The organism is Aggregatibacter sp. oral taxon 513 (assembly GCF_018128305.1).
Lineage (GTDB): Bacteria > Pseudomonadota > Gammaproteobacteria > Enterobacterales > Pasteurellaceae > Aggregatibacter > Aggregatibacter segnis_A.
On sequence record NZ_CP072381.1, the window covers coordinates 453710 to 468021 of the forward strand.

Consider the following 14312-nt stretch of genomic DNA (forward strand, 5'->3'; position numbering starts at 1 on the left):
AGACAAGGAAAGAACAACAATATCAAAGAGAAGAGAGCATCTTTACATGCTGTCCCCATCGTCTAGAGGCCTAGGACATCGCCCTTTCACGGCGGTAACCGGGGTTCGAATCCCCGTGGGGACGCCATTTAAAGATGATTTTTCATCTTTACTGTTCTTTAAAAATCTGGAAACAAGCTGAAAACGAGACTTTCAAGAAAGTCTGAGTGAGAGTGATTGATAAAAGGCGATTGCTCTTAATTAACTGTTATTAATCGTAGCTGAAGTGTTTGAAAGTTGTTGTTTAATATTATTTAAATAATAAGGTAAGAATACTTGAGGTTGTATGGTTAAGTGACAAAGCGTACAAGGTGGATGCCTTGGCAATCAGAGGCGAAGAAGGACGTGCTAATCTGCGAAAAGCTTGGATGAGTCGATAAGAGGCGTTTAATCCAAGATGTCCGAATGGGGAAACCCAGTGGGTGAAGAACCTACTATCATTATCTGAATCCATAGGATAATGAGGCGAACCGGGAGAACTGAAACATCTAAGTACCCCGAGGAAAAGAAATCAACCGAGATTTTGTGAGTAGCGGCGAGCGAAAGCGAAGGAGCCTGTTAGTGATAGCGGAAGTATTAGAGGAATTGGCTGGGAAGCCGAATCGTAGAGGGTGATAATCCCGTACTCGAAAATACTTTTGTGGTACTGAGCTAACGACAAGTAGGGCGGGACACGTGATATCCTGTTTGAAGATGGGGGGACCATCCTCCAAGGCTAAATACTCCTGATTGACCGATAGTGAACCAGTACTGTGAAGGAAAGGCGAAAAGAACCCCGGTGAGGGGAGTGAAATAGAACCTGAAACCTTGTACGTACAAGCAGTGGGAGCCCGAAAGGGTGACTGCGTACCTTTTGTATAATGGGTCAGCGACTTATATTTTGTAGCGAGGTTAACCGAATAGGGGAGCCGAAGGGAAACCGAGTCTTAACTGGGCGGCTAGTTGCAAGGTATAGACCCGAAACCCGGTGATCTAGCCATGGGCAGGTTGAAGGTTGGGTAACACTAACTGGAGGACCGAACCGACTAATGTTGAAAAATTAGCGGATGACTTGTGGCTGGGGGTGAAAGGCCAATCAAACCGGGAGATAGCTGGTTCTCCCCGAAATCTATTTAGGTAGAGCCTTGAGCGGACACCTTTGGGGGTAGAGCACTGTTTCGGCTAGGGGTCCATCCCGGATTACCAACCCGATGCAAACTACGAATACCAAAGAGTGATACTCAGGAGACACACGGCGGGTGCTAACGTCCGTCGTGGAGAGGGAAACAACCCAGACCGCCAGCTAAGGTCCCAAAGTCTATATTAAGTGGGAAACGAAGTGGGAAGGCTTAGACAGCTAGGATGTTGGCTTAGAAGCAGCCATCATTTAAAGAAAGCGTAATAGCTCACTAGTCGAGTCGGCCTGCGCGGAAGATGTAACGGGGCTCAAATATAGCACCGAAGCTGCGGCATCAGACGTAAGTCTGTTGGGTAGGGGAGCGTTGTGTAAGCGGATGAAGATGGTTCGAGAGGGCTGTTGGACGTATCACAAGTGCGAATGCTGACATAAGTAACGATAAAACGGGTGAAAAACCCGTTCGCCGGAAGACCAAGGGTTCCTGTCCAACGTTAATCGGGGCAGGGTGAGTCGGCCCCTAAGGCGAGGCTGAAAAGCGTAGTCGATGGGAAACGGGTTAATATTCCCGTACTTGGATAAACTGCGATGTGGGGACGGAGTAGGTTAGGTTAGCGTGCTGTTGGATATGCACGTTTAAGTTGGTAGGTGGGAAGTTTAGGCAAATCCGGACTTCCTTAACACTGAGAGATGATGACGAGGCTCTACGGAGCTGAAGTAACTGATACCACACTTCCAGGAAAAGCCACTAAGCTTCAGGTTTATCTAAACCGTACTGAAAACCGACACAGGTGGTCAGGTAGAGAATACTCAGGCGCTTGAGAGAACTCGGGTGAAGGAACTAGGCAAAATAGCACCGTAACTTCGGGAGAAGGTGCGCCGGCGTAGATTGTAGTCCCTCGCGGGCGAAGGTTGAACCGGTCGAAGATACCAGCTGGCTGCAACTGTTTATTAAAAACACAGCACTCTGCAAACACGAAAGTGGACGTATAGGGTGTGATGCCTGCCCGGTGCTGGAAGGTTAATTGATGGTGTAATCGAAAGAGAAGCTCCTGATCGAAGCCCCAGTAAACGGCGGCCGTAACTATAACGGTCCTAAGGTAGCGAAATTCCTTGTCGGGTAAGTTCCGACCTGCACGAATGGCATAATGATGGCCAGGCTGTCTCCACCCGAGACTCAGTGAAATTGAAATCGCCGTGAAGATGCGGTGTACCCGCGGCTAGACGGAAAGACCCCGTGAACCTTTACTATAGCTTGACACTGAACATTGAATTTTGATGTGTAGGATAGGTGGGAGACTTTGAAGTAGTCACGCCAGTGATTATGGAGTCGTCCTTGAAATACCACCCTTTAACGTTTGATGTTCTAACGAAGATTACGAAACGTGGTCTCGGACAGTGTCTGGTGGGTAGTTTGACTGGGGCGGTCTCCTCCCAAAGAGTAACGGAGGAGCACGAAGGTTTGCTAATCACGGTCGGACATCGTGAGGTTAGTGCAATGGTATAAGCAAGCTTAACTGCGAGACAGACAAGTCGAGCAGGTACGAAAGTAGGTCATAGTGATCCGGTGGTTCTGCATGGAAGGGCCATCGCTCAACGGATAAAAGGTACTCCGGGGATAACAGGCTGATACCGCCCAAGAGTTCATATCGACGGCGGTGTTTGGCACCTCGATGTCGGCTCATCACATCCTGGGGCTGAAGTAGGTCCCAAGGGTATGGCTGTTCGCCATTTAAAGTGGTACGCGAGCTGGGTTTAGAACGTCGTGAGACAGTTCGGTCCCTATCTGCCGTGGGCGTTGGAGAATTGATTGGGGCTGCTCCTAGTACGAGAGGACCGGAGTGGACGCATCACTGGTGTTCCAGTTGTCTCGCCAGAGGCATTGCTGGGTAGCTACATGCGGAAGAGATAAGTGCTGAAAGCATCTAAGCACGAAACTTGCCAAGAGATGAGTTCTCCCTGTCTTTAAGACAGTAAGGGTTGTTTAAGACTAAGACGTAGATAGGTGCGGTGTATAAGTGTAGTGATACATTGAGCTAACGCATACTAATTGCCCGAGAGGCTTAGCCATACAACGCTCAAGTGTTTTTGGGGTTACCCTGGACATGAGCGAGTTGGAAGGATAACAGTTAAGAGAATGGACGTAGAAGAGAGAGTTGAGAGAAGGCTTGTTTTTAGATTAAGAAGACGCGAATAAGAAGAGATAGAAATCATAAAGAATATTGGCGGCGATAGTGCGGTGGGCCCACCTGATTCCATACCGAACTCAGAAGTGAAACGCCGTAATGCCGATGGTAGTGTGGGGCATCCCCATGTGAGAGTAGGTCACCGCCAAGCCTGATACGAACCCCTGATGTGAGTGCATCGGGGGTTTTTGCTTTTGGGGGTATTGGAAAATAGAAAGTAAAGCGGAATATTTTAAATTAGAACCTAATTTACGTTGAGAGATCTTGTGTTTTTTCATACAATCTAGCGAATTTTACTTTAAAGGAGAAGCAGATGTACTTTGATAAAATTAAAGCTGAACTTACTGAAGCGGCTGATGTATTAAATAAATTTTTATCTGATGAGAATAATATCAAATTAATCCAAAAAGCAGCGTTATTGATTTCAGAGAGTTTTAAACAAGGTGGTAAAGTGCTGTCTTGTGGTAATGGCGGTTCTCATTGTGATGCGATGCATTTTGCTGAAGAATTAACAGGGCGTTATCGTGAAAATCGCCCTGGTTACCCGGCAATTGCTATTTCCGATGTTAGCCATTTAAGCTGTGTGAGTAATGATTTTGGTTATGATTATGTGTTTTCTCGTTATGTAGAGGCAGTAGGGCAAAAAGGTGATGTATTGTTTGGTTTATCCACCTCTGGAAATTCCAAAAACGTGCTTAATGCTATTGAAGCAGCAAAAGTGAAAGGAATGAAAGTCATTGCCATGACTGGTAAGGATGGCGGTAAAATGGCAGGAATTGCAGATGTAGAAATTCGAGTGCCTCATTTTGGTTATGCAGATCGCATTCAGGAAATTCACATTAAAGTTATTCATATTTTGATGATGTTAATTGAATTTGAAATGGCAAAAGCGGAATAAGGTATTCACGTATAAAGTGCGGTCAAAAAACAAGAGGATTTTTGACTGCACTTTTTTCTTAAAGGGGTATTATGCGTAGATTATTGTTGGTTGTCTTGTTATGTTCTTTTGCCGGTTCGGCATTAGCATTGTTTCCGATACTGACAGATTGGGAGCAAAATCATTTATAGGGTAAGGTAAAATCGGTGGAGTCTTATTCGGAAGATAATCCCGAAGCCATAGAAGAAGGCGATCCGCTTACGAATTATAAAAAGTCTTTTTATAATGCGCAGGGGTTTTTAGTCAAAGAGGAAGAGCGGGATACTGAAGAGAGTTATAACCAAAGTACGCGGTTTCATACGTATCACTATGATGATAAAAATCGTTTGATAGAGCGGAATAGCGAAGAGGTGGTGCTCTCTACCGAGAACAAAGATGATACTGCTCCATCTTATTTTGTAGCGCTCTATCAATATCAGGAAAATGACGATGGGACGGGGATACAGAAAGAGCTGGTTTATGTTTATAAAAAACCGACGTTACCGGATTGGGAAGATGGACATCATCAAATGATTTATGATGCGAAAGGCAATTTGTTGAAAGATCAAATGTATTATCCTAAAACCAATAATGCCAATCAGGTTTTGACCTATTTTTATGATGATGCGCGATTAAGCAAAGTTTGCGACATAAGTGAGAAAGAGAAAATTGAAGATTGCGAGACGTATCGTTATTTTGATGATGATTCTTTTGTTAAAAATGGTTCATTTAATGATCTTAGGGTAGAAATCACCTATGATAAAAATCATCATGAAATCAAGCGTCAGTTTATTGATAAGGATGGTCGTGTGTCTAATGAGAGCTACAAGACTAAACACCGATTCGATGAACAGGGCAATGTGATTGAAAGTGTCATGTATAATGAGAAAGGTGAGTGGGTAACCAAGACGACCTATAAATATGAGTATTATTAACTTAACGCGCGGTCATTTTTTTATATGTTTTTTAAAATCCCAATGTTATTTGGGATTTTTTAATACTTTGAGTTGCATAATTATTCATAAAAGCATAATATATTTTCATCTTAACCGTAATTTGATGTAAGAGTATAAGTAACAATGACAATTAGTGTTAAAAATTTAAATTTTTTTTATGGCTCAAGCCAGGCCTTGTTTGATATTAATTTAGTTGCTGATGATGGTGATGTATTGGTATTACTGGGGCCTAGTGGTGCGGGCAAAAGTACGTTGATTCGAACATTAAATTTATTAGAAGTGCCACAATCGGGCGAATTGAGTATTGCCAATAATCAATTTGATTTGTCTGCCAATACTGATCCGAAACAAATTCGCCAATTGCGTCGTGATGTGGGTATGGTGTTTCAACAGTATCATTTATGGCCGCACATGACGGTGTTGGAAAACCTCATTGAAGCACCGATGAAAATTCTCGGTGTGGGCGAGACAGAAGCCAAACAACAGGCGATGGAATTATTGCAACGTTTGCGTTTGGAAGAACACGCGGAGCGTTTCCCGCTACATTTATCCGGCGGTCAACAACAGCGGGTGGCGATTGCTCGCGCGTTAATGATGAAACCGCAAGTATTGTTATTTGACGAACCAACTGCTGCATTAGATCCGGAAATTACTGCTCAGATCGTTTCTATTATTGAAGAATTGCAACAAACCGGAATTACTCAGGTTATTGTTACTCACGAAGTGAATGTGGCGAAGAAAGTAGCGACCAAAGTGGTGTATATGGAACAGGGGCATATTATCGAAACCGGTGACAGCACCTGCTTTGAACAACCACAAACAGAACGTTTTAAACAATATCTCTCACACAACATTTAATCTGAAAGGAGAAAATAGAATGAAAAAATTACTTTTAAGCGCAATTTTATTAGGCTCCGCCATGGCGGCTAATGCACAAGACTTAACTTTTGCTATGGAGCCAAGTTATCCGCCTTTTGAATCCACCAATGAAAAAGGTGAAATCATCGGTTTTGATGTGGATATTGCCAACGCTATCTGTAAAGAAATTCAAGCTACCTGCCATTTTAAAGGCGAGGCATTTGATTCTTTGATTACTAATTTAAGATCAAAACGTTTTGATGCGGTTATTTCTGCGATGGATATTACTGAGGCTCGTGGTAAACAAGTATTATTCTCTGACCCATACTACGACAGCACAGCCAGCTATGTTGCATTAAAAGGCAAAGCTACTTTAGAAAATGCGAAAAATGTTGGTGTACAAAATGGGACGACCTATCAGCAATATACAGTAGCGGAAACAAAACAATACAGCGTGAAATCCTATGCCAGCTTACAAGATGCGGTACTGGATCTAAAAAATGGGCGTATTGATATTATCTTTGGTGATACAGCAGTGCTTGCGGATATGATTTCCAAAGAAGATAACGTCCAGTTTATTGGCGATAAGGTGAATAATAAAAAATATTTTGGTAATGGCTTTGGTATTGCATTGAATAAATCTAGCAAAGAATTAGCAGAAAGCTTCAATAAAGGTTTAGCGGCAATTAAAGCCAATGGCGAATATCAAAAAATCTACGATAAATGGATGACCAAATAATCCTATGTTTTCTGATTATTTTTCTTTAATGTTGACCGCGGCCCTGATGACCTTAGGGCTTGCGGTTTGTTCGTTAGTGTTAGGGCTTTTTTTAGGCATGCTATTTGCCGTGTTAGAAGCTAATCGTTTCGTTGGTAAACCTACAGCGGTATTTATTGCTTTATTGCGAGGCTTACCGGAAATTCTGGTCGTGTTGTTGGTTTATTTTGGTTCTAGCGAATTGGTTGAATTGCTCACCGGCGAATACGTCGAATTCGGTGCATTCGGTTGCGGTGTATTCGCATTGTCCTTAATTTTTGCAGCCTATGCTTCACAAACACTCCGTGGCGCTATTCAGGCGATTGCTAAAGGTCAGTGGGAGTCTGGAACAGCATTAGGATTGAGTAAAGGCTACACTTTCCTTCATATTATCATGCCACAAGTGTGGCGCCATGCATTGCCGGGGTTGAGCAATCAATGGTTGGTATTGTTGAAAGACACAGCGTTGATTTCTTTAATTGGTGTAGATGATCTGATGCGTCAAGCACAGCTGATTAATACGAATACACACCAACCTTTCACTTGGTATGGTATTGCCGCGTTGATTTATCTTTTAGTGACATTAGTGAGTCAAGTCGGTATTCGTAAATTAGAACTGCGTTTTACTCGTTTTGAAAGGGAAGTGTAATTATGTTTCAAGAATATTTAAGCGTGATTGCACAAGGTATTCCTACCAGCTTGCTATTAACGGTTGTTTCATTGGCAATTGCTTTTACGTTGGCACTGTTGTTTACCATACTACTTTCTATTGGTAATAAAGTGGTGAAAAGTGCGGTCAATTTATATCTTACTTTATTTACCGGCACACCTTTATTGGTGCAGTTTTTCCTCATTTATGCTGGTCCGGGCCAATTTCAGTGGATTGTGGACAGCCCGTTGTGGTTGCTGTTTTCGAATGCTTGGTTCTGTGCTGCGTTAGCATTGGCGTTAAATAGTGCGGCCTATTCTACCCAATTATTCCATGGCGCGGTTAAAGCGATTTCTAAAGGCCAATGGGAAAGTTGTGAAGCACTTGGGCTAAGCCGTTTGCAAACCTTGAAAATTTTACTTCCATATGCATTAAAACGGGCCTTGCCTTCATACTCTAATGAGATCATTTTAGTGTTTAAAGGAACGGCTCTCGCTTCCACGATTACTATTATGGACATCATGGGTTACGCTCGTCAGCTTTACGGCACAGAATATGATGCGCTCACCATTTATGGCATTGCAGGTGGTATTTATCTCGTGATTACCGGTATTGCGACGTTGTTATTGCGTAAGCTGGAAAACCAAGTGCTTGCTTTTGAACGGTTGGATATGCGCAGCTAGAATTAAGTGCGGTTATTTTTTCGAATGTTTTGAAATCCCAAATTTATTTGGGATTTTTTATGCATGGTTTGTTATCCAGCTTGCTACGAGTAAAACCACCGCAAAAATTGCGGCCCAAACTAAGTGTAGCTTCACGCTCTTGCGATTAATTTCTTCATTCTGCAAACGGCGTTCTTCCAGTTTTTTCTTGTAAGTTTCAAGATTCTCCGGTTTAAAGGAAAAACCGCAGTTTGGGCAGGATTCTGCACTTTCGCTGATTTTTTTACGGCATTCCGGGCAACGGTGTAACATGACTTCTCCGATGAGATCAAATTTTAAGAAAAGCACAATGTAGTGATTTTTGTTTAAAACGCAAGAAATTTATACAGCACTTTTTAGTTCAATTTAAAAACGTGACTGATATCACATTTTGCAAAGATATTCTGAATCGATAGATTGTCGTTTATTTACTTCATTGTAGCAGAAGCCTAAAATAGCGCGGCTTTACTCATATAGGAGTAATAGTTAAATATTAACCCGAACACGTTATGTGTTCTTTCCATAGGATTTTCATATGTTGTGGTTCTTCTTCTGTGTTCTGGTGTTGATTTTAGGTTATGCAGTTTATGGCAAAATTATTGAAAAAATCTTTGTCATTAACCCTAAACGTCAAACACCTGCCTACCAAGTCAATGACGGTGTGGACTACATGCCGATGTCTAAAACCAAAATTTGGTTAATTCAATTATTAAACATTGCCGGTACCGGTCCGATTTTTGGTCCGATTCTTGGTGCCTTATACGGACCTGTGGCGATGTTGTGGATTGTTATCGGATGTATTTTTGCCGGTGCGGTACATGACTATTTCTGCGGTATGTTAAGTATTCGTCATGGTGGTGCAACCATGCCTTACTTAGCCGGTAAATTCTTAGGTCGTCCAGTAAAAGTCTTTATCAACGTTTTAGCGCTTGTTCTTCTTTTATTAGTTGGCGTTGTTTTCGTTGCAAGCCCGGCTCAATTAATGGGTACGATCACTATGGACGTCATGGGTGCATCTCAAGGCGCATTGCAATTAGGTGATGCCGAAGCGGTTCATAAAGCTGTTGAAGCCGGTGGTTTAACCGTATGGGGAATGGATAAAGCAACAGTGGTTTCCGTATGGACTGCGATTATTTTTGCTTACTATATTCTTGCAACCTTGTTACCAATTGACAAAATTATCGGCCGTATTTACCCACTCTTTGGTGCGTTATTACTCTTTATGTCTGTAGGTATGGTGTACGGTTTAGTATCCGCGCATTTCAGTGCGGTAGATCCTATCGAATTCTTCCGTACGGTTGATGCAGACGGTCAAGGTTTAACATTAGAGAAATTCACTCAAAACTTCCAAGTGAAAGGTGATGTGCCAATTTGGCCATTATTGTTCTTAACCATTTCTTGTGGTGCATTATCCGGTTTCCACGCAACACAAACCCCATTAATGGCGCGTTGTGCTGAAAATGAAAAAGAAGGTCGTTTCATTTTCTACGGAGCGATGATTACTGAAGGTATTATTGCATTAATATGGTGTATGGTAGGTCTTGCATTCTATGAGAACCCGCAAGCGTTACAAGATGCGATCGCCGCAGGTTCACCATCTAAAGTAGTATATGACAGCTCATTACACTTCTTAGGTTTCATTGGTGGTATCTTTGCGGTATTAGGTGTTGTTGTACTTCCAATTACTTCTGGGGATACGGCATTCCGTGCAGCACGTTTACAATTAGCGGAAATTTTCAAAATTGATCAACGTTCACTTCCTAAACGTTTATTAATTGCAGTGCCATTGTTCGTATTAGGTTATTTTGTTTCAACCATCGACTTCAGCGTATTATGGCGTTACTTCACTTGGGCAAACCAAATGACTGCAATGGTAATGTTATGGACAGCGGCAGCTTATTTATACCGCTATCATAAATTCCACTGGGTGGCATCTATCCCTGCATGGTTTATTACTACTGTCTGTGCAACCTATTTGTATTACAACAAAATCGGTTTCGGTTTAGACTATCAATTGTCAGTTTACCTAGGCTTTGCGACAACAATTGTTTGTGTCGCGTTGTTCTTCGCTTTAGTTAAACGTTCTAATGAAGCTGACCCGGAATCTTTAGTAGATAGCCTTGCGAAATAGCAAAAATATTGACCGCACTTTTAGCGGTAAAGACTAAAAATAAAATACCCTGTTGATGAAGATTAACAGGGTATTTTTTATCTGATGATTCCTTCATATCTAAATGTATATTCAACTTAAAAATAGATAAAACTTTCCTGATACATCTCATTAAATTGCTTGCAACTTATACACACAAATAATAAAATTAATCAAAAGTGGTAAAAAGTGTTTTTTTGTGGAAAATTTTGGGGTTGAACTCCCAAATTGAAATAAACAGAACAACTAAGGTGAGAAAAAATGTTTCGTGGTGCGGCAACGATTAATTTGGATGTGAAGGGAAGAATTTCTATTCCTACCCGTTATCGTGCCGAGCTTTTGGAACAGAACCAGGGACAAATGGTTTGTACCGTAGATATTCGTCAACCTTGCTTATTGCTTTATCCGTTAAAAGAATGGGAAACTATTGAGCAAAAATTGCTCGGGCTTTCTAATTTTGATCCATTACAACGTACCTTACAACGAGTGATGCTGGGTTATGCCACTGAGTGTGAATTGGACAGTGCTGGACGAATTTTAATTAGTAGTCCTTTACGCCAGCACGCTAAATTAGAAAAATCCATCATGCTTGTTGGACAATTAAATAAATTTGAAATTTGGAGCGAGGCCGAGTGGCAGGCTCAAATTGAAAAAGACATGGCATTAGGTGCAACAGATAGCTTTGCACTGTCAGAAGAATTAAAAACGCTGTCATTATAAGAGTAAAACTCACCGAACAGCGGCACTAGCAAAAGATAAGCGGCAATTATGCCGCTCTATCTTATCTTTAAATTATATTTTTATTTTTAAATATCACCGGTAATAATTTATGAGTCATTTAAATGCATTTTCATCAGTTGAACATGCGACGGTTTTGTTACATGAAACCGTTGATGGCTTGGCTTTAAAAGAAAACGGCATTTATATTGACGGTACGTTTGGTCGCGGGGGGCATTCCCGATTAATCCTTTCTAAGTTATCGGCTAACGGTAGATTAATTGCCATTGACCGAGACCCTAAAGCTGTGGCTGAAGCCCAAAAAATTCAAGATTCACGATTTCATATCGAACACAGCGCATTTTCAGATATTTTACCTATTTGTGAGAAGTTAAATTTAGTCGGCAAGATTGATGGTATTTTACTTGATCTTGGTGTGTCATCTCCGCAATTGGATGATGCTGAGCGCGGTTTTAGTTTTATGAAAGACGGCCCGTTGGATATGCGAATGGATGATAGTAAAGGCATGTCCGCAGCGGAATGGTTACAATATGTTTCTGAACAAGATTTGGCGTGGGTTTTAAAAACGTTTGGTGAAGAGCGTTTTGCAAAGAAAATTGCCTCGGCCATCGTGAATTATAATAAAAGTGCGGTGCAAAATGGCGGCGAATGTTTAACACGTACGTTACAACTCGCTGAATTAATTGCACAGACTGTGCCATTTAAAGATAAACATAAACATCCTGCTACACGAAGCTTTCAGGCCATTCGTATTTTTATTAATTCAGAGTTAGATGAGCTGGAAAAAGTCTTGCAGTCCGCATTAACTGTGTTAGCCCCGGGCGGGCGTTTATCAATTATCAGTTTCCATTCATTGGAAGATCGCATGGTGAAGCATTTTATGCGTAAGCAAAGCCAAGGCGAAGATATTCCTAAAGGTTTGCCACTGCGCGAAGACCAAATTCAACGTAATCAAACCTTAAAAGTGATTGGCAAAGCGATTATGCCAAGTGATGAGGAAATTGCCCAAAACCCAAGAGCACGTAGTGCCGTCTTAAGAATTGCGGAGAGATTAAGCTAATGTTAGAAAATAACGATAGATTCCCTTTGCGAAACATTATTCTCGAAGATTTATTTACATCAAACAAATTGGTGTTGATTTTATTACTGGCGATTACGCTAAGTGCATTAGGAACGGTTTGGCTTACTCATCAAACGCGTGGATTAGTGGCAGAGAAAGGTGATTTGGTTTTACAACATCAAGCGCTTGAAAATGAATATCTTAATTTAAGATTAGAAGAAGCAACCCTCAGCGATAATACACGCATAGAAGCTATTGCCAAGCAATTCGGCATGCAACGAGCAACCCCAGAACAAGAAGTTGTTATTCTTGAATAAACGCGGAAATCACAAATATGGTTAAATTTAATAAATCAATTAAGCCGATACAAGCGAAAAAGAATAACCCTAAACCGTCGGCACAAAATACTTCTTCGGTAAAACCGAATAAGCCTAAAATGGTTTATGAAAGAAGTTTCTTAAAAGGGCGTTATTTGTGGGCGTTAACCAGTGTTTTCTTGGGCTTGATGGCATTGGTTGCTCAAGCGGCTTATATGCAAATTATCAATGCTGACTCTTTGATGGGGGAGGCGGATAAACGTTCTTTACGCACACAAGAAATTCAATTTGTTCGCGGTTCTATTCTAGATCGTAATGGCCAACTGTTATCGGTGAGTGTGCCGATGTATTCTGTGGTAGCGGATCCAAAATTTATTTTTGATGAAAATTCGTTAAAAGACAAAGAACGTTGGCAAAAATTGGCGGAAGCGTTAGGGATTTCTTATAGCAATTTGGTTAAGCGCGTTGAAAAAGATCCGAAATCCCGTTTTGTCTATTTATCTCGTCAAATTTCACCAACGCTTGCACAGTATGTTAAAGAATTAAAAATTACCGGCATTATCCTAAAAATGGAAGCGCGCCGCTTTTATCCTCGCGTGGAAGAAACAGCCCATTTGATTGGTTATACCAATATTGATGGCGCAGGTATTGAAGGCATTGAAAAAAGCTTTGATTCCATGTTAGTGGGTAAATCCGGTTCCATGACATATCGTAAAGACCGATTCGGTAACATTGTTGAAAATATTTCTGATGTGAAGAAATATGATGCACAAGACGTGACATTGAGCATTGATGAAAAATTACAATCCATGGTTTACCGTGAAATTAAGAAAGCGGTTGCCGAGAATAAAGCGGAATCCGGCACGGCCGTATTAGTGGATGTGCGTACCGGTGAAGTATTAGCAATGGCCAATGCTCCTTCTTATAACCCAAATAATCGAGTGGGAGTAAAATCCGAGTTAATGCGTAACCGCGCGATTACCGATACCTTTGAGCCGGGTTCTACTGTAAAACCGTTCGTGGTTTTGACCGCACTTCAACGTGGGGCAGTACGTCGTGATGAAATTATTAATACTGGCCCGCTCATCTTGAACGGCCATGAAGTAAAAGACGTCGCACCACGTGATCAGTTAAGTTTAGATGGCATTTTAGAAAACTCCAGTAACCGCGGTGTGAGCCGTTTAGCGTTACGTATGCCGCCGAGTGCTTTAATGGAAACCTATCAAAATGCCGGTTTAGGCAAACCGACAGATTTAGGTTTGATTGGGGAGCAATCCGGTTTGTTGAATGCTAACCGTGCTCGTTGGTCTGATATTGAGCGTGCTAACGTCGCTTATGGTTACGGTTTGAATGCAACGCCATTACAAATTGCTCGTGCTTATGTCACTTTAGGCAGCTTTGGTATTTATCGCCCGCTTTCTATTACTAAAGTGGATCCACCGGTCGTGGGACAACGTGTGTTCTCTGAAAAAATCACGCGTGAAGTCGTCAACATGATGGAAAAAGTTGCGATTAAAAATGGCCGTGCGATGGTCGAAGGCTATCGTGTAGGCATCAAAACCGGTACAGCGAAGAAATTGGAAAATGGTCGCTATGTAGATAAATATGTGGCTTATACCGCAGGTATCGCACCCATTACCGACCCACGTTATGCTTTGGTGGTGCTGATTAATGATCCGAAAGCAGGGCAGTACTATGGTGGTGCAATTTCCGCACCGGTATTTTCCAGCATCATGAGCTATGCGTTGCGTAGCAATAATGTACCGCCGGATGGCGTTGAAACGGATAAAACAACAAAACGCACTGTTCGTTTGAGTAGCAAAAAATCAAGTGAAGTCAACTAAATTAGACATAAAGTGCGGTGCGTAAATA

At 41.7% G+C, this 14312-nt stretch carries 12 protein-coding genes, 1 tRNA gene and 2 rRNA genes; 14 read left to right on the forward strand and 1 reads right to left on the reverse strand.

Annotation, left to right across the window (positions count from 1 at the left end; all coding sequences use genetic code 11):
* Positions 1 to 51 precede the first annotated feature (51 nt).
* The 9 genes from J5A60_RS02365 (at position 52) to artM (ending at position 8158) form a co-directional block, all read left to right on the forward strand.
* Positions 52 to 127, forward strand: a tRNA-Glu gene (locus J5A60_RS02365).
* Positions 128 to 327: 200 nt separating this feature from the next.
* Positions 328 to 3224, forward strand: a 23S ribosomal RNA gene (locus tag J5A60_RS02370).
* Positions 3225 to 3374: 150 nt separating this feature from the next.
* Positions 3375 to 3490, forward strand: a 5S ribosomal RNA gene (rrf, locus tag J5A60_RS02375).
* 162 nt (positions 3491 to 3652) lie between these two features.
* Positions 3653 to 4237: a D-sedoheptulose 7-phosphate isomerase gene (gene lpcA, locus J5A60_RS02380; protein ID WP_212510456.1), complete on the forward strand. Its 585-nt coding sequence runs from the start codon at positions 3653 to 3655 to the stop codon at positions 4235 to 4237.
* Positions 4238 to 4422: 185 nt separating this feature from the next.
* Entirely contained in the window at positions 4423 to 5190 is a 768-nt protein-coding gene (locus J5A60_RS02385) for a hypothetical protein (protein ID WP_249113883.1), read from the forward strand.
* A 144-nt stretch (positions 5191 to 5334) separates the two neighbouring features.
* Positions 5335 to 6069: an arginine ABC transporter ATP-binding protein ArtP gene (artP, locus tag J5A60_RS02390; protein WP_212510457.1), complete on the forward strand. Its 735-nt coding sequence runs from the start codon at positions 5335 to 5337 to the stop codon at positions 6067 to 6069.
* Between the two features lie 19 nt (positions 6070 to 6088).
* Positions 6089 to 6808 carry a lysine/arginine/ornithine ABC transporter substrate-binding protein gene (locus tag J5A60_RS02395; RefSeq protein ID WP_212510458.1) on the forward strand — a complete coding sequence of 240 codons (720 nt, stop codon included), beginning with the start codon at positions 6089 to 6091 and terminating at the stop codon, positions 6806 to 6808.
* Between the two features lie 4 nt (positions 6809 to 6812).
* Positions 6813 to 7475: an arginine ABC transporter permease ArtQ gene (artQ, locus tag J5A60_RS02400; protein ID WP_109859166.1), complete on the forward strand. Its 663-nt coding sequence runs from the start codon at positions 6813 to 6815 to the stop codon at positions 7473 to 7475.
* Positions 7476 to 7477: 2 nt separating this feature from the next.
* The gene (gene artM, locus J5A60_RS02405) at positions 7478 to 8158 is read left to right on the forward strand and encodes an arginine ABC transporter permease ArtM (protein WP_048750671.1); all 681 of its coding nucleotides are present in this window, start codon (positions 7478 to 7480) and stop codon (positions 8156 to 8158) included.
* Between the two features lie 57 nt (positions 8159 to 8215).
* Here the strand turns inward: artM and J5A60_RS02410 are convergent, their stop codons facing one another.
* On the reverse strand, positions 8216 to 8449 hold the full coding sequence (locus tag J5A60_RS02410) for a zinc ribbon domain-containing protein (RefSeq protein ID WP_048750672.1): 234 nt from the start codon (positions 8447 to 8449) through the stop codon (positions 8216 to 8218).
* 262 nt (positions 8450 to 8711) lie between these two features.
* On the opposite strand from J5A60_RS02410, the gene J5A60_RS02415 reads away from it, so the two are divergent.
* From J5A60_RS02415 to ftsI, 5 genes are all read left to right on the forward strand, one after another.
* The gene (locus J5A60_RS02415) at positions 8712 to 10307 is read left to right on the forward strand and encodes a carbon starvation protein A (RefSeq protein WP_212510459.1); all 1596 of its coding nucleotides are present in this window, start codon (positions 8712 to 8714) and stop codon (positions 10305 to 10307) included.
* 279 nt (positions 10308 to 10586) lie between these two features.
* Complete coding sequence (gene mraZ / locus J5A60_RS02420; protein WP_048750674.1) at positions 10587 to 11045, forward strand: division/cell wall cluster transcriptional repressor MraZ; 459 nt, start codon at positions 10587 to 10589, stop codon at positions 11043 to 11045.
* 109 nt (positions 11046 to 11154) lie between these two features.
* Positions 11155 to 12123 (forward strand): 16S rRNA (cytosine(1402)-N(4))-methyltransferase RsmH, encoded by a 969-nt coding sequence (gene rsmH / locus J5A60_RS02425; RefSeq protein ID WP_048750675.1) that lies wholly within the window; start codon positions 11155 to 11157, stop codon positions 12121 to 12123.
* Positions 12123 to 12440, forward strand: a complete 318-nt coding sequence (gene ftsL, locus J5A60_RS02430) for a cell division protein FtsL (protein ID WP_006717295.1) — start codon at positions 12123 to 12125, stop codon at positions 12438 to 12440. Before rsmH ends, ftsL begins: the two co-directional genes overlap by 1 nt.
* 17 nt (positions 12441 to 12457) lie before the next feature.
* Positions 12458 to 14284, forward strand: a complete 1827-nt coding sequence (ftsI, locus tag J5A60_RS02435; RefSeq protein ID WP_212510460.1) for a peptidoglycan glycosyltransferase FtsI — start codon at positions 12458 to 12460, stop codon at positions 14282 to 14284.
* The last annotated feature ends 28 nt before the right edge of the window (positions 14285 to 14312 follow it).